This is a genomic window from Elusimicrobiota bacterium (genome assembly GCA_016218575.1).
Lineage (GTDB): Bacteria > Elusimicrobiota > Elusimicrobia > UBA1565 > UBA9628 > JACRDN01.
Genome location: JACRDN010000019.1, coordinates 257,544 through 273,081, shown reverse-complemented (window position 1 = coordinate 273,081; position 15,538 = coordinate 257,544). Strand labels below are relative to the sequence as shown.

The window sequence follows — 15,538 nt, the reverse complement described above, 5'->3', positions numbered from 1 at the left end:
GTAAACTTGCTCCATGACTGGCACCGTGTTTCTATACGGCGATGGGGTCCCCATGAGCCCGGCCGAGCATATCGAGAAGCTGCGCTCCCTTGAAACGCGCGGGCTCCTCGCCCCAGACGAATACTCCCGCGGCGGCGCGATCGCGATCCTAGAGAAAAAGATGGCCCTGCTTCTGGGAAAGGAGGAAGCCGTTTTCATGCCCACCGGCACACTGGCCAATCTCCTGGCCCTGCGCGCCTTGTGCGGCGGGCGCCGGCGCGTCGTCGTCCAGGAGGAGAGCCATCTCTTCCGCGACGCCGGAGACGGAGCCGCAGCCTTGGCGGGATTGACTTCGGTTCCCCTGGCCGAGGGCAAGACCTATTTCACGGCCCGGGAACTGGAGGCGGCCCTCGACAGAAACGGCGAGGGCAAGGTTCCCTGCCCCGTTGGCGCCGTCTCCATTGAGTCTCCCGTGCGGCGCCGCCTGAACCAAGCCGTCCCCTTCGAGGAACTAGAAGCCATCTCCAAGCTTTGCCGCCGCCGGGGCATCAAGACGCACCTCGATGGCGCCCGGATATTTCTTGCCGCGGCGGCCGAGGGCCGGCCTGCCGCGCGCTACGCCAAGCTCTTCGACACGGTGTATGTTTCCCTCTACAAGTATTTTGGGGCTCCCAGCGGAGCCGTTGTGGCCGGACCTAAGGCCCTTTTGAAGGGCCTGGCGGACGAGCGCCGCATGTTCGGGGGAAGCCCGCCCCAGGCGTTTTGGCTCGCCGCTTCGGCCCTGGACGCCGTCGAAGGGTTCCGCAAGCGCTACGCCAAGGCCCTCTCCCATGGCCGGGTAGTGTTGCGGCTCTTGAAGAGTCGGATGGGAGAGCGCCTTGTTCTATTTCCCGATGGCACGAACACAGCCCTCCTGCGACTCTCGCCAGGAGAAGCCCGGAGCCTGTCTCGCCGCCTCAAGGACCGCGGGGTATTCTTGGGCGAGCACCGCCCCGCCTGGGAAGGCGTCCCCCTTGTCATCAACGAGACTTGGCTTCGGGTGCCAGTCATTAACTTAGTAAACTTACTTAACTTCCCTGGGAAATAGAATGGCGAAAGGCGCGTTCTTGGAAAGCATGACGTGGCTTAAGGCCGAAAGGGCGCTCAAGCGCCATCCCGTGCTTCTCCTCCCCTTGGGCGCGCGCGCCAAGGAGCATGGGCCGCATCTTCCGCTCAACAACGACTGGATATTGGCCGAACGCCTGACCGCGCTTGTGATGAAGAAGGCCCAAGTCCTGGTCCTGCCCGGCCTCGCCTACAGCCATTACCCGGCCTTCGTGGAATACCCCGGCTCGGCGAGCCTGAGCCCCGCCACCTCCTGCGCCACCGTGGTCGAGATCTGCCGCTCCTTCGCAGCGCATGGGGCCAGAAAATTCTACGTGCTCAACACCGGAATCAGCACCAGAAAAATCCTCGAAGAAGCCCGCCAAACCCTCTCCCAAGATGGCGTGACGCTGGGCTACACGGACCTGGGAGCGCTTTCCTCCATCGAGGCGCAGGTACGCGAGTCCGCGGGCGGCACCCACGCCGATGAGATCGAGACCTCCATGATGCTTTATCTCGCCCCGGAAATCGTGCGCATGAAATTGGCCAGGAAGGACTTCCACACCGGCAAGGGCCCGGGGGGCCTCACCCGCGACCCAAACGCCCGGTGCGGGGTCTACTCCCCCACCGGAGCCTGGGGAGACCCGACCCTCGCGAGCCGCAAGAAGGGCCGGATCGTGGTCCAGGCCCTCGTCAAACAGATTATCGAGGACATCAGGAGGATTCAGCTTTCTGATTTTTCAAGGCGCGAATAGGGCCGTATTTGCGCACGCGGCGATCGAGAAAGCTCCGCCGAACCAAAAGCACCTGCCCGATCCCATTGAGGAGATAATTGCTGCGCACTTTGAGGATTATTTCGTGCCTTCCCGGCTTGAAATGAAAAGGAACGAGAAGATGGTCGAAGGGACTCCGCAGAAAATCAAGCAGGACCTCCTGGCCATCTATCGAAATCTTGATTTCGTCCGAAATATAGGAGAGAAACAGCCAATCGAAATCACTCGCCGTTGAAAGCCGCGCTCGGTAGGTATAGACGGTGTAATCCGGCTGGTCAAAGTAGGGTAGAGGCACGGGATAGGCCCTGCCCTTGGGAGCCATGAGTTCAAGCGACTTCACCTCAAACGCGTCCTTGTCGCCTTCCACGAAATAATAGCTGTTGCCGCCTATCACGGGCATACGCGCCAGGGTCGGAAGTCCCTGGAGGATGACGCCCACGACACCAATCGCGAAGAAGCCGCGCCATTTTGAAGAAACGCCGCCGAGGCATATCCCCGCAAGCAGGCAATTGATCATCAAGAGAGGGAACAAGTGCCTCGGCTGGAAAAAACGGTCAAGAAGAATGGTGACGACGATAAAGAAAACCTCCATGCCCAAAAGAAACGGGAGGAGAGCCGATTTTCCCCTCAACAACTGAAAGACGAGCGCCGCGCACAACAACGCCAGGAAACCCCAGCCGAAAAACGAAGGAGCATGGACCCCCAACAAATCCGCAAGCGGCACGCCAAAGAACGGGCCTTTCATGGCTAATTTAAGAGTCAATTCCGTCAGTCCATCTTTTGTATGGAACAGCTTCGGGACAACGCTCATTACGGCGATTATTGCCAGAACCGTTCCCCCTCTCTTGAATCGCTCGCTCCAGTTTAGGGAGCGCGATGCCAGCAGCCAAAGGCCGATCCACGCCGAAATGACGAACCCCGGGGCTCTCACCCACCCCAACAAGCCGCAAAGACAGCCCAGCTGAAGGGTTTTCCCGACATCCGTTCCGGGCGTTTGAGACAGGTCCAAGAAAACATGGAGCACGAGAAAAAATAGGGGAGAGAACAAGGCCTCCGACGCCAAATAGTGGGAAAGATGAAAAGTCTGAGCGTGGAAGAGCAACAAAGCAGCGGCGCAAAGCGCCCCCCATCTGTTATTGGCGTCATGCCTCAATACAAGCCGGAATAATACCACCGCCCCCGAGCAAAAAAGAAGGGGCGTCAGGAAACGCAGGAACGGAAGGCTCCCGCCGATAAACAAGGCCAGAAATATCGGATAAAGAACGGAAACCATATCGGCAAACCATACGAATTCGCCCTTGCGCGCCAAGAACGCCTGGAAATAATAAAAGGGCTCATCCATGGTCAATTGGCCGGCCGGCATGACCCATAGGTGGATGGCCGCGCCGACGGCCAAAAAAGCCGCGCAAATAAGCGCTAGGGGCAGGTGCGAACGCATTTTCAAAGGATGCCTTGCGCTGAGTATCGCTTCAAGGGCCTTTAGGCCTAAACGCAGGCCCAAAGGGCCCACCCCTCTGACCGTCTCGCCATGAATTAAGTATACTGTCACCGAAATGAAGCCCTTGAGAGTCGTCGTATGCGCGGCGGCGGGGCGCATGGGCTCGGAGGTCGTGGGTCTCGCGGCTAAGGACCCGCGCTTCCAACTGGTCCCGGCCGTCCAAGAATGCGAGGTCGCCATTGATTTCTCGTGGCCGGAAGGCTCCTTGGCCGCGGCAGCAGCGGCGGCCAAGGCCCGCAAGGCGGCCGTGATCGGCACCACGGGATTTTCTCCCCGGCAAATGGCCCGCCTCAAGGCCTTTGGCCGCCGAGCCCCCATTTTCTGGACCCCCAACTTCAGCCCGGGAGTGCAGATCCTCCTGCGCCTGGTCCGGGAAGCGGCCGGCCTCCTCAAGGACTACGACGCCTCGATTTGCGAAACCCACCACAAACTAAAGAAGGACGCCCCCTCGGGCACGGCCTTGAAAATAGCCCAAGCCGCTAGGGAGGGCCGCGGCTCCGCCGAGCCCATCCCCACGGCCTCGCTGCGCTTGGGCGACGTGGCCGGAGAGCATACCTTGATCCTCGCCGGACCTTACGAGAGGCTGGAGCTCACGCATAAAGCCCATGCCCGGGCCCTTTTCGCACGCGGGGCCCTGGACGCAGCACTTTGGCTGCGCGACAAAAAGCCGGGATTCTATTCCATGGAGGATAGACTTAAACATCCATGAGCAAGAGGAGAGAAATCCTAAAAAAGCTCTCCTGGATCCTCCGGGAAGACGACCCGGAGGATCCTTACTACGACCCCATTCATCTGGGCGCCATGCTGGTCGTTTGCTTGACGGCCGCCGGAGCCCTGTTCTGGCTTTTGTGGACCCTTCTGGTTTTCGAGGGCGGGATATTCTCAAAGCTTAAGGCCCTGTTCTTCGTTCTCTTCACGTCAAAGACCCTGCAGGACTACGGCTACCGCGGCGCGCCCTACGCCATGGGCGCCTTCGAGGGCTGGCTCGGCAACCTCATGGCCTTGATCTTGACGATTCTTCTCCTGCGCGCCCTTCACGACCTTTATTTCGAGGTTCTTCGCCGTGCCAAAAAGTAAGGCTTCCTGCCTTCTTCTCCTGGGCGGCAACATGGGCAACCGCAAAAAACGCCTCGAGCAAGCCCGGGCGGCGCTCGCCCGGCTGCCGGGCTGCCGCCTGCGCGCAGCGTCGCGCATTTACGAGACGGCTCCCGTGGGGCCCAGCCGCCGACCTTTCCTCAACATGGCGGCGCGCCTGGGCACCTCTCTCTCCCCCATGGGTCTTTTGGTCGAGCTCAAGAGGCTCGAGACCCTCGCCGGAAGAAAACCGGGCCCGCGCTGGGGGCCCCGGCCCTTGGACATCGACATCCTCGACTACGGCGGCCTGCGGCTCGCAAGCCCCTGGCTAACTCTCCCCCACCCGGCCGCGGCCGCGCGCGCCTTCGCCCTGGCTCCCCTGGCCGAGATCGCCCCCCGCCGCAGGCTCGACGGCAAGCGCACGGTTTTAGAACTCCTGCGCCGATTGAACCCCCGCCCCGAAACAGCTAAAATACTCGCGAATGGGCGCTAAAGCGGTCACAACAACCTCCCTCGCCTTGATGAAGCAAAAGGGCGAGAAAATCGCGGCGCTTACGGCCTACGACACCCCCACGGCCCGGCTCCTCAACGAAGCCGGAGTGGATGTGCTCCTGGTGGGCGATTCCGTGGGCATGGTCAAGCTCGGCTACGAGAACACTTTGCCAGTGACCTTGGAGGAGATCCTCCACCACTTGAAGGCGGTCAAGCGCGGCAACAGCCGGGCTCTCCTCGTCGCCGACATGCCCTATCTCAGTTATGAGATGGATATCAAGGAAACTTTGCGCAACGCAGGCCGCCTGGTCAAGGAGGGCGGGGCCCAGGCCGTCAAGCTCGAGGGCGGCCTTGAGATCACGCCCATGATCAAGGAGCTTCTCAAGATCAACATCCCGGTCGTGGGCCACATCGGCCTCACTCCCCAGGCCATCCACCGCTTCGGCGGCTATAAGGTCCAGGGGCGCCGGCCCCAGGAGGCAGAGAAGCTCGTGACCGAGGCCAAGATCATCGAGGGGGCCGGGGCCTTCGCCTTGGTCCTGGAGTGCGTGCCCTCGGCCCTGGCCAAGGAGATCACCCGCAAGCTTTCCATCCCCACCATCGGGATCGGCGCGGGCCCACACTGCGACGGCCAAATACTCGTGGTTGACGACATGCTGGGCCTGGGCGAAAACGCCGCACTCAAGTTCGTCAAGCGCTACGCGGACCTGCGCCCCGCCATGCTCCAAGCCGTTTCGTCTTTTTGCCGAGAGGTCCGGCAAGGGGCTTTTCCCGCCGCCGAGCACGAGTTCGCGGAGCTTAAATCTTAGTGCCGGTCTGGGCTCTCTTCGGCGTCGTCCTGCTCCTGGCCCTCATGTCCTTCTGCTATTACGGCTCCGGCATCATCCTTCATCCCCCCAAGATGAACCGCCTGGGGGCGTTCCCGGAACAGTACGGCCTGCCCTACGAGAAAGTCTCCTTCAAAACGCGCGACGGCCTGACCTTGCGGGGCTGGTTCATCCCCTCCCCCCGCGGCCCGGACGAGGAGCGGACCCTGGTCCTCTGCCATGGCTGGGGAGACAACAAGGGCGATCTCCTGAAAATCACCAATTTCCTCAATCATGCCGCGGGATTCAACCTGCTCTATTTCGACAATCGCTCTCACGGGGAGAGCGACGGAGAGATCACCACCATCGGCTACCTCGAAACCATAGACTTCGACGCGGCCGTGGATTTCCTGAGGGAGAAAAAACCCCATACCCTCAAGAGGCTGGGCGTGTTCGGGATGTCCATGGGAGCGGCCGTGGCCACTCTCTGCATGCCCAAGCATCCCGAGGTCAAGGCCGCGGTGCTGGAAAGCCCTTTCACCAATTACCGGGAAGTGGTCAGGCAATGGGCCTGGAATCACTTCCACCTGCCCTATTTCCCCTTCATCGTCCTGACTTTGTTCTTCCTGCGCCTTCGCGTGGGGCACGGCAAGGTGGACAGTTACCATCCCATCCGGGCGGCAGCGATGATTTCCCCGCGCCCGCTTCTGGTGATCGGAGGCAGCCTCGACGAGCTCATGCCCGAGAGGGAGGTTCGCGCCTTCTACGCCGCGGCCAAGGAGCCCAAGCAGCTCTGGATCATCCCCGGCGCCAGGCACTCCAAGTGCCACGACTTGGCGGGCATCGAGTACGAGGCTCGCGTCGCGGGGTTTTTCAATCGGTACCTATAACAAATAGTCTGACACCAATGCGAATCGTTAAAAAGCCGCAGGAAATGGCTCGGCTGTCCGTTCTGTGGCGCACCCAGGGACTATCCGTGGGTTTCGTGCCGACCATGGGGGCTCTCCACCGGGGGCACGCATCCCTGATCAAGCGCGCGCGAAAGGAAAACCTCAAGATCGCAGTCTCCATCTTCGTCAACCCGGCGCAATTCGGGCCTCGGGAGGACTTCTCGCGCTACCCGAGACCCTTCGCCGAAGACTCACGGCTTTGCGCGGGCCTCGGCGTGGACGCCCTCTACCATCCCGACGCCGCGGGCATGTACCCCGAGGGCTACGCGACCTGCGTGGAGGTGGCGGGGCTTTCGGATATCCTGTGCGGGGCCTTTCGGCCCGGGCACTTCCGGGGAGTGGCCACGGTCGTGCTCAAACTCCTGGAGATGGTCTCACCCAGTAAGGCTTACTTTGGAGAGAAGGACTACCAGCAACTCATCATCGTCAAGCGCATGGCCCGGGATTTGAATCTGCCCTGTAGGATCGTCGGCTGTCCCACGGTGCGCGAGGCGGACGGCTTGGCTCTGTCGAGCCGCAACAAGTACCTGAGCCCGGAGGAGAGAAGGCTTGCTCCCGCGCTATACGCGGCGCTCAAGGCCGGAGCCAGGGCCGCAAAGAAAGGAGGCCCCGCGAAAAAAGTCGCGGCAGTGGCCGAGCGCCGCATCCTCCGAATCCCCGGCGCGTCCATAGATTACGTGAGCCTGGTCGAAGCCGAAAGCCTGCGGGAAGCCTCCGCCCTCGCGGGAAAGCTGCGCCTCATGGCCGCCGTGCGCCTGGGGTCCACCCGTCTTATTGACAATATCCCCGTCATGATGGGATAATCCAGAGGATGCGCAAGCGCAAGCAGGTCTGGATAGACCCCCCGCTCCAGCTTCAGATACTCTGCTACGTGCTCATGCTGGTCACCGCGAGCCTTCTTCTCGTCACGTTCACCATCGTCTACAGCCTCCGGTCGGCCTCCACGGAGTCGCGCCAGCTCTTCCATTCCATCGCCTGGATTCTCCAGACCGTCCGCGGCCCCCTGCTCCTATCCTCGTGCCTGGCCATCCTCGCGAGCGGCCTGCTCACGATCTTCTGGTCGCACCGCTTCGCCGGCCCCCTGCGAGTGCTCTCGGCGGCCATGGAACGGCTCCAGAAGGGCAATTTCACGGGGGCGCTGCGCATCCGCAGCACGGACACCCATCACGAGCTCGTGGAAGAGTTCTCCCGGATGCAGAACCATCTGCGCCACAGCCTACAGAAGGACAAGAAGCGGGTCGAGGACCTCAGCCAGAAGGTGGACGGCATATCCTCCAAGCTCTCCCGGGAGCACGCGGCCCAAGAAGAGCTCTCGGCCGTGGCGGCCAAGCTCAAGGATCTTTACTCAGAATACCAGCTCTGAGCGCTTCCTCGGCTTCCTTCAGATTTTCAGGGTATTCGGCGGGATCCTCGGGATCTTTTATCTCCGAAACCCGGCGCAGGGCCGCCACAGCCTTGTCCTTTTCGCCCAGGTACTCGTAGACCCTGGCCAACGGAACATAGTGGGCCGTGTAATTGGGGGACAACCGGACCGCCTCCTCCAGCTCCCGCGCGGAGAGCTCCTTTTTCCTGCGTCCCCCGGGAATCTGGAAATACATCTCCCCCAGGACGTGATGGGCGCCCCCATGCCTGGGGTCGAGCTCCAAAGTCCGCCGCATCTCCTCGCGGATGGGGCCCACCAGGAACAGGGACTTGAATATCCCCTGGGTCTGCCCCCGCCGGCCCAAAGCGATGCCGAGCCAAAAATGGGCCTCGGCCTCTTTGGACTTGCTCGCGATAGCCGCGCGCAGGGCCTCCTCGGCCCGCTTGAAATGCCTGAGCTTGTCCTTCGAACTCTTCTCCCTTTCCCCCAGCCTCACCAGGGAGCGGCCCTTTCGCCAAAGCGCCTGGGCGTCCTCGGGATTCTCGGCCAGGGCCTTATCGCAGAGCTCCAGGGATTTCTCGAGGTTCCTCGGCCGGTCTCGGTGGAAATATGCGTCGTCTATCGGGGAGAATCCCCCTGAGCCGGCATGCGCCGGCCAGGCCTGGGGAACGCAGAATAATCCAGCGGCCAGCAATATTTTCTTGACGGCCAGGGAGGCCGCGCGGCTCACCCAAAAGGAGGCCCGGGAATAGGAGTCCTCGGGCCCGGCGCCCGCTTGGGCCAAGGTCACGGCCTCGGAAATCCCCTCTCTCCTCAATCGGGCCTGAATCCCCGTCTCGAGGCTCGCGCAAACAACGGCCACGGGGATGCCCTTGGCCTTGGCGCGGCGCGCCATGGCGACCGGGGCCTTGCCGAAAAAACTGGTGCGGTCGAGGCGCCCCTCACCGGTCATGACAAGTCCGGTTCCGGCCAGGTTCTCGTCTGCCTCCACGGCGTCGAGCACGTAATCGGCTCCAGGCCTGATGCGAGCCTTAAGAAACGCCAAAAGCCCGGCCCCCAGGCCCCCGGCAGCGCCCGCTCCCGGTTCGGCCCCGACCGAGACCCCCAGATCCCGCTCGATGATCCGCGCGTAGCGGGCCAGGGCCTCCTCCATGATCCTAACCATGCGCGGCGTGGCCCCTTTCTGAGGGCCGTAAACCCGAGCCGAGCCTCTCGGGCCAAGGAGAGGGTTGGCCACATCGGCGATGCCGGATATCCGGACCCCCTTGATCTTCTGGCGCAGGGCCCGAACATCTATTTTCTCGAGCCTCAGGAGCGCCTCCACCCCGGGGCCAATCTCCTGGCCAGCCTTGTCGAGAAGCCGCGCCCCCAAGGCCTGGGCCATCCCGGCCCCGCCGTCGTTGGTAGCGCTCCCGCCCAAGCCCACGGCGACGGCCTTGGCGCCAGCCTGGATCGCGGTCGCGATGAGCTGGCCAGTCCCGTAGGAGGTGGCGCCCAATGGGTCCCGTTTATGGGCGCAAACAAGCGCCAGGCCCGAGGCCTGGGCCATTTCCACAACCGCGGCGCCGCTCTTGAGAAGGGCGAAGGCGGCCCGGCGCTTTTCGCCCAAGGGGCCGAAGACCGGGACGCAAATCCTGCGCCCGCCCTTGGCTTGGAGCAGGACCTCCATGAGGCCATCGCCCCCATCCGAAAGAGGCAGAAGGATCGTTCTGGAGCGCGGTAAAACTCGCCTCACTCCCTGCTCCATGGCTTTAGCCGCTTCCAGAGCGGTGAGGCTGCCCTTGAATGCGTTAGGGGCTAGTAAAATACGCATGGAAATAGGAGAGCCGGTCTATATCCTGAGGGCTGACGCGGTTGCACATCGCGCCAACATACTTCCTTATGGCGCGAGTACCTGACCGCTGACGCGGTCAGGGAAACATCCCGCGGATGCGGACGGCCTTGGCCAGGCGCCCCAGCCCCACCATGAAGGCGGCCAGGCGCATGTCCACCTTCTCCCTCTGGGCCAGGTCGTAGACGTCGCGGAAGGCGCGCACCATGATCTCTTGGAGGCGGGCGTTGATGTCCTTCTCGCTCCAGAAGTAAGCCTGGATGTCCTGCACCCACTCGAAGTAGCTCACGGTCACGCCGCCCGCGTTGGCCAGGATGTCTGGCACCACGACGACCCCGCGCTGGTGCAGGATGCGGTCCGCCTCGTTGGTGGTTGGGCCGTTGGCGCCTTCGATGATGTACTTGGCCTTGACGCGGGGCGCGTTCTCGTGGGTGAGTTGGTTCTCCATGGCCGCCGGGACGAGGATGTCGCAGGGCACCTCCACGAATTTTTCGACCGGCACGTGCTCGGCCCTCGGATAATTCGCGATGGACTCGTTCTTGGCGCGGTAAGCCATGATGTCGTCCAAGTCGAGGCCCTTGGCGTCGTAGAGCCCCCCTCCGACGTCGGAGACCGCGACCACCTTGCAGCCGTGCTCCGCGAAAATCTTGGCGGCGTTGGCTCCCACGTTGCCGAAGCCCTGAACCGCGACCGGGGCCTTGCGCAAATCGAAGCCCTTGAGGTTGGAGAGTTCTCGAGTGACGTAGAAGACCCCCCGACCGGTGGCCTCTCGGCGGCCTAGGGAACCGCCCGCGTCGATGGGTTTGCCGGTGACCACGCCCGGGCAGGAGTAGCCGATGGTCATGGAATAGGTGTCCATGATCCAGCCCATGATCTGCTCGTTGGTGTTCACGTCGGGGGCCGGGATGTCCTTGTCCGGCCCGATGAGGATCGAGATCTCCGAGGTGTAGCGGCGGGTGAGCCGCTCTATCTCCGCCATCGACATCTTTTTGGGGTCGCAGATCACCCCGCCCTTGGCTCCGCCGTAGGGGAGGTTGACCACCGCGCACTTCATGGTCATCCAAAAGGCCAAAGCCTTGATCTCATCGAGGGAGACTTGGGGGTGATAGCGGATGCCCCCCTTGGCCGGTCCGCGGTCCAGGTTGTGCTGGATGCGGTAGCCCTCGAAAACCCGGATCGTGCCGTCGTCCATCTTGACCGGAACCGAGACCGTCAAAATCCTCTTGCAGTGGCGCAGGCGCTCCAGGACCAGCTGCTCCATTCCCATCTTGGCCCCGGCGCGATCCAGCTGCTCCATAGCCTGATGCCAAGGGTTGGTCTCAAGGGCTTCCCGCAGCTCCGCGGGCATTTCAGTTTTTGTCTCCATATAAATCAAATTTTATAAAGAATTAGGTAAAATGGGCAAATGGTTTCCGAGAGAAACAAGTGGACTTTTTGGGGCGCCGCCTTCGGCCTGACAGCGCTTGTCTGCGTGCCTTCCACGGTCCTGCTCCAGTCGTTCAAGAACTACCGGGACTTTCTCGAGGGCTACGAGCCCGTGCCCCTTAAGACCCGCTCCGTGCATTTCGTGCCGCACCAGAACTTCGGCCGCCAGGTTCGAGTCGAAAAGACGCTCCAATTCGTGGAATTCAAGCTCAAGGCGCCCAAGGCCAAGAAAGTCTATCTGCTCGGGGACTTCAACGCCTGGAAGGAGGAGACTTTTCCCCTCTCCAAGCAGCCGCAGGGCCTCTGGGAAATCCTCCTGCCCCTGCCCCCGGGCCGCTACCACTACCTCTTCAGCGTGGACGGGGATCTCAAGCCCGACCCCGGCAATCCCGAGACCGCTGTCTTGAACTCGAGGAAGACCTCGGTGATTCTAATCCGATGAAGCCAAGCTTGAGAAGCCTCCTGCTTTTCCTGGGCCTGCTCCCGGCCTTGGGCTTGGGACTCAAGAAGCCCAAGCTCGCGGTCCTGTGGCTACCCCCCGAGTCGTTTTCGGACTGGGAGGCCCTGGCCGAGATCCTAAACGCGCGCCAGGACCTCAAGCTGACCATCGCGGTGGCGCCGGAAAGCCTCTCGGCCCGGCCCGCAAGGCCCTGGAGGGCCCGGTCGCGGGGGGACAAGTCGAGCTAGCCCTGCGCCTGGCCGGAGACCCCCTCCTTCCCTTGCTGCGCGCCCAGGACCCGCTCAACCGCCTCGCCGCCTCTCGCGAAAGCTACCGCCTGACCTTCGGCAAAACGCCGGCCGGTTTCGTCCCCGGCGTCGGCGCCCTCAAGCCCTCGCTATTGCCCTCATTCAAGATAGTGGGACTGTCCTGGGTCGCCGCAGCGGAGTACTCGCCGAGCTCGGGAAGCTGGGCCTCGGCCTCCGGGACCGTCCTCGTCCCTTTCAAAGCCGCCCAGGCCAAGGACTTGAGAACGGATATCGAGGACGCGGCAACCTTCGTAATCGACGAGGCCGATGGGCTTGCCCAGGCGGGAGAGTTCCTCCATGCCCTGCCGGAGCTCTCCGGCCGCTACTCTTGGCTCACCGTCTCCGAGGCCGTCAAGGAGAAGCGGGAGGCCGCCGTGGACGCCGCCGGGGTTTCCCGCTGGCCAACCTGGACCACGGGCCTCGAGCCCTGGACCGGCGACGCGCTATCCCAAAAAGCCTGGCGCCTTTACTCCAAGGCCTGCGAGGACTTGGAGCGTTACACCAACTCGGGAGCGGCCGATCTAGGATCTCTAGAGAAAGCCACCGACGAGCTGTACCGAGCCCAGGCCAACCGCTATTACCGGCTGGGGTCCCCCCTGCCCGGGGACTCTCCGGAAGCCCTCGACAAGGAGCTGAGAAGCCGCCTCATCGCGGTTTACCGCAGGATCAAGCAGACCCCGCCCGATTCCCTGTACCACTCCATCCTGGGCGAGAACCTCATCTCGGACTCCCAGCCCAATCCAGAGCCCGAGCCCACCTCGACGGACGTCCGCTCCGAGCAGGGAGAGGGCTGGCTTTCCTTCGAGAACCCCCCAGGAAGCCTTCCCCTTGAGGAATCCTTCAGGATCCTGGGTCTGAGAGTGGACTACGATGAAGCCGGCCTCTCCTTCATCCTGCGCCTGGCGGCGTTGAGCGCCGCGCCCAGGCTCGACGTCTACATAGACCTCAACCACGTGCCGGGTGCGGGCTCGTCCTCCTTGCTTGAGGGCCGAAAGGCCTTCCTCAGATCCTCCGACGGCTGGGAATACGCCATGGCCATCTCGGGGTCGCAAGCGACTCTCTACCGTTCGACCCCGGTCGGGGCCGCCGCGGCGCGGGAGCTCGCGGTCGAAACCGATCCCTCAAGCTCGACGGTTAAGATCCGCATCCCGCGCGGCCTCCTGCGCGGCGACCCAAAGCGCTGGGGTTACCTGGCCGTGGCCTTGGAGGCGGAAGGGGGAGCGGGGGTGGCCGGGATCGTGGGAACCCTGGAGCAGCAAAAGGCGTTCTTGGAAAACCTCTCCGGGGACAAGCGCTTGGCCGCCGTCAGGCTGCCTAAGGGGTTGTGAAACAACCCCTAAGTAACGCTCTCGCGGATATAAGCCACGCCCTCGGAGTCTAGGGCCAGGCCCTTGGGAAGGGTGAAGCAGAAGCGCGAGCCGCGGCCCAACTCCGACTCGATCCAGATGCGGCCCAGGTGGCTTTCCACGAAAAACTTGGAGATGGTCAGGCCCAGGCCCGTCCCCCCGCGGCGGCGGCCCTTCACCTGCTCGAATTTCGCGAAAAGCCGGTCCAGGTACTCCTGGGGAATGCCCTCGCCGTGGTCCTCGACGCAGATCTTGAGCTGCGCCCCCTCGTCCACGATCAAAAGCGCGATCTCGCCCAGATCGGGAGAATATTTGATGGCGTTTCCAAGGAGATTAACCAGCACCCGCTCGATGAGGTCAGGGTCGGCGTCGATCGAGAACTCCTCGCTGGCCTCTAGGCGCATCTTGATCCCTTTCTGAAGGGCCAGGGATTCGAGGATGTTGATGGACTTTCCCGCCAGCCCCGCCAGCGAGACATTCTTGAGTTGCAGGCGCATCTTCCCCGACTCCATCTTGGCGATGTCGAGGATGTTGTTGATCATGTTCATGAGCCGGCTCGTGGAGCGCTTGATGGAGAGGACGATATTCTGCTGATTGGAGTTCAGAACGCCGGGAATCCCCCTCAAGAGCACGTCGAGAAATCCCATCACGGAGCCCAATGGGTTTCTTAAATCGTGGGTGATGTAATGGAGGAAGTCCTCCTTCATCTTGTCGAGCTCCCGCTCGACCGTCACGTCGCGAACCGCCATCACCACCCCCGAACCAGAGGCGCGGCCAGCGCTCAGGACCGGATGGGCGGTCACTCGCAGGTAACGGCAGCTCCCGGACGTGGAAAGGTCCACCTCCTTGAAGGAGTCGGGCTTGAGACGGGAGGCCGCCCCGAGCACGGCGTCTCGCAGCTTGCCCTCCGGCAGGACCTCGGCCAAAGGCTTGCCCTCGAGAGACTCGCCGGGTTTAAGCTCGAAGATCTCGATGGCCCTGCGGTTGGCGAGCTGGATCTTGCCCTCCTTGTCTGTCATGATGATGCCGTCGTTGATGGAGAAGAGGATGGCCTCGGTCTTGCGCTGCTCCGCTATCAAGCGGTCCACATGCAGGAGGGAATAGGCCCGAAGCTGAGCCACCATGCGGTTGAAGGTATCCGCCAGTTCCTGAAGCTCGTCGCCCGTGCGGATATCCACCTGGGCCAGGAAGTCGCCATGGGCCACGCTTTCCGCCGCCTTGGTCAGCGCCAGAAGGGGCTCGGTGAGCCTGCGGGCCATCCAGGTCGCCCCCAGGATGCAGATGCAGGCCACCGCGAAAATCATGGCCGCCGCCGAGCGGAGCATCTCGGAGGCGGCCCGATAGGCTTCTTGGCGCGACTGCAGGAGCACGACGGCGTTGCCGATGAAGAATACCGGGGCGTAGGCGCCGATGTAGGCGCGCCCGGTGGGGCTTACGAACTCGCTCGAGCCAGCGCTACTCGACCCCAGGGCCGATGACACGATGGGCCACTGGTGGAATTGCTTGAGCTTGTCCGGGTCGAATTGATCGCGTGGGTAAAGAAGCGGCACCCCGCGGTGATCCAGGAGCACCGCGTAGCCCGTCCGGCCCATACGCTGCTCTCCGATGCGGTTGGAAAGCGAATGAAGGGAAAGGACCGCCCGCAGGACCTCCCGGGACGAGAGAGGGTAGTAGAGGACGAGCGCTGCGGCAGCACCCTGCTGGACCACCACCGAGACCTTCCTGCGGGTGCGGGAAAATTGCCTGAAGGCGGGTTCCTGGGCGTGGGAAGCAAAAGCCGCGCCCCCCCCGAACAGGGGATTGCGCGCTTTGACCCGCTCGACTCCTTCCCCGTCGAGGATGGAGACTTCCGCTATATCCGAGTAAGGCGCCTCCGCCAGCATGCGCAGCACCTTCGAGCGCTGGGAAACCGGAGCCTTCTTGAGCATCTCAAGCCCGGTCAGGAGCTTCTCGTTATTGATCCGGAAATACTCGTCCACGCCCTCGGCCAGCTTTTGGACCAGTTTGGTGTGCACCATGTGCACGCTCCGGCGGCTGACGTTGATGAGCTGATAGCCGAGGATGGCCACGGGAACCAGGGCGAGAAATCCCATCACCCCGACGAATTTGCGGAACAGACCGGAGCGCGTGAGTCCCATGCCTTACGAAGTATAAAGCGGCAAGCGGATTAA

The 15,538-nt window shown here is 62.7% G+C and carries 15 protein-coding genes; 11 read left to right on the top strand and 4 right to left on the bottom strand.

Annotated features, from left to right (window positions below; translation table 11 throughout):
* Positions 1–13: 13 nt before the first annotated feature.
* Together HY921_09435 and HY921_09430 are read left to right on the top strand one after the other, a co-directional pair.
* A complete protein-coding gene (locus HY921_09435) occupies positions 14–1,066 on the top strand; it encodes an amino acid lyase (protein ID MBI5631094.1) in 1,053 nt (350 codons plus the stop codon).
* A 1-nt stretch (position 1,067) separates the two neighbouring features.
* A complete protein-coding gene (locus HY921_09430) occupies positions 1,068–1,817 on the top strand; it encodes a creatininase family protein (protein ID MBI5631093.1) in 750 nt (249 codons plus the stop codon).
* Here HY921_09430 and HY921_09425 read toward each other — a convergent pair.
* Positions 1,777–3,273, bottom strand: a complete 1,497-nt coding sequence (locus HY921_09425; GenBank protein ID MBI5631092.1) for a hypothetical protein — start codon at positions 3,271–3,273, stop codon at positions 1,777–1,779. The two genes, HY921_09430 and HY921_09425, sit on opposite strands and share 41 nt — an antisense overlap.
* Positions 3,274–3,388: 115 nt before the next feature.
* Between HY921_09425 and HY921_09420 the strand changes: the two genes are divergently transcribed.
* Genes HY921_09420 through HY921_09390 form a run of 7 tightly spaced genes read left to right on the top strand, consistent with a single transcriptional unit; the run spans position 3,389 to position 8,018 of the window.
* Complete coding sequence (locus tag HY921_09420; GenBank protein ID MBI5631091.1) at positions 3,389–4,042, top strand: 4-hydroxy-tetrahydrodipicolinate reductase; 654 nt, start codon at positions 3,389–3,391, stop codon at positions 4,040–4,042.
* Positions 4,039–4,410: a hypothetical protein gene (locus tag HY921_09415; protein ID MBI5631090.1), complete on the top strand. Its 372-nt coding sequence runs from the start codon at positions 4,039–4,041 to the stop codon at positions 4,408–4,410. The genes HY921_09420 and HY921_09415 overlap by 4 nt, the downstream gene beginning before the upstream one ends.
* Positions 4,411–4,441: 31 nt before the next feature.
* Positions 4,442–4,900: a 2-amino-4-hydroxy-6-hydroxymethyldihydropteridine diphosphokinase gene (folK, locus tag HY921_09410; protein ID MBI5631089.1), complete on the top strand. Its 459-nt coding sequence runs from the start codon at positions 4,442–4,444 to the stop codon at positions 4,898–4,900.
* A complete protein-coding gene (gene panB / locus HY921_09405) occupies positions 4,890–5,708 on the top strand; it encodes a 3-methyl-2-oxobutanoate hydroxymethyltransferase (GenBank protein MBI5631088.1) in 819 nt (272 codons plus the stop codon). The genes folK and panB overlap by 11 nt, the downstream gene beginning before the upstream one ends.
* Positions 5,708–6,595 carry an alpha/beta fold hydrolase gene (locus HY921_09400; protein ID MBI5631087.1) on the top strand — a complete coding sequence of 296 codons (888 nt, stop codon included), beginning with the start codon at positions 5,708–5,710 and terminating at the stop codon, positions 6,593–6,595. Before panB ends, HY921_09400 begins: the two co-directional genes overlap by 1 nt.
* A 17-nt stretch (positions 6,596–6,612) precedes the next feature.
* A complete protein-coding gene (locus HY921_09395; protein MBI5631086.1) occupies positions 6,613–7,458 on the top strand; it encodes a pantoate--beta-alanine ligase in 846 nt (281 codons plus the stop codon).
* 8 nt (positions 7,459–7,466) lie between these two features.
* Positions 7,467–8,018 (top strand): methyl-accepting chemotaxis protein, encoded by a 552-nt coding sequence (locus HY921_09390; GenBank protein MBI5631085.1) that lies wholly within the window; start codon positions 7,467–7,469, stop codon positions 8,016–8,018.
* On the opposite strand, the gene HY921_09385 is transcribed toward HY921_09390, so the two are convergent.
* The gene (locus tag HY921_09385) at positions 7,987–9,831 is read right to left on the bottom strand and encodes a glycerate kinase (GenBank protein ID MBI5631084.1); all 1,845 of its coding nucleotides are present in this window, start codon (positions 9,829–9,831) and stop codon (positions 7,987–7,989) included. The genes HY921_09390 and HY921_09385 overlap by 32 nt on opposite strands.
* Positions 9,832–9,928: 97 nt before the next feature.
* Positions 9,929–11,197 carry a Glu/Leu/Phe/Val dehydrogenase gene (locus HY921_09380; GenBank protein MBI5631083.1) on the bottom strand — a complete coding sequence of 423 codons (1,269 nt, stop codon included), beginning with the start codon at positions 11,195–11,197 and terminating at the stop codon, positions 9,929–9,931.
* Between the two features lie 57 nt (positions 11,198–11,254).
* Between HY921_09380 and HY921_09375 the strand changes: the two genes are divergently transcribed.
* Both HY921_09375 and HY921_09370 read left to right on the top strand, forming a co-directional pair.
* The gene (locus HY921_09375; GenBank protein MBI5631082.1) at positions 11,255–11,716 is read left to right on the top strand and encodes a hypothetical protein; all 462 of its coding nucleotides are present in this window, start codon (positions 11,255–11,257) and stop codon (positions 11,714–11,716) included.
* Positions 11,717–11,801: 85 nt separating this feature from the next.
* Entirely contained in the window at positions 11,802–13,349 is a 1,548-nt protein-coding gene (locus HY921_09370) for a hypothetical protein (GenBank protein ID MBI5631081.1), read from the top strand.
* A gap of 8 nt (positions 13,350–13,357) precedes the next feature.
* On the opposite strand, the gene HY921_09365 is transcribed toward HY921_09370, so the two are convergent.
* Positions 13,358–15,505 (bottom strand): HAMP domain-containing protein, encoded by a 2,148-nt coding sequence (locus HY921_09365; GenBank protein ID MBI5631080.1) that lies wholly within the window; start codon positions 15,503–15,505, stop codon positions 13,358–13,360.
* Positions 15,506–15,538: the final 33 nt, after the last annotated feature.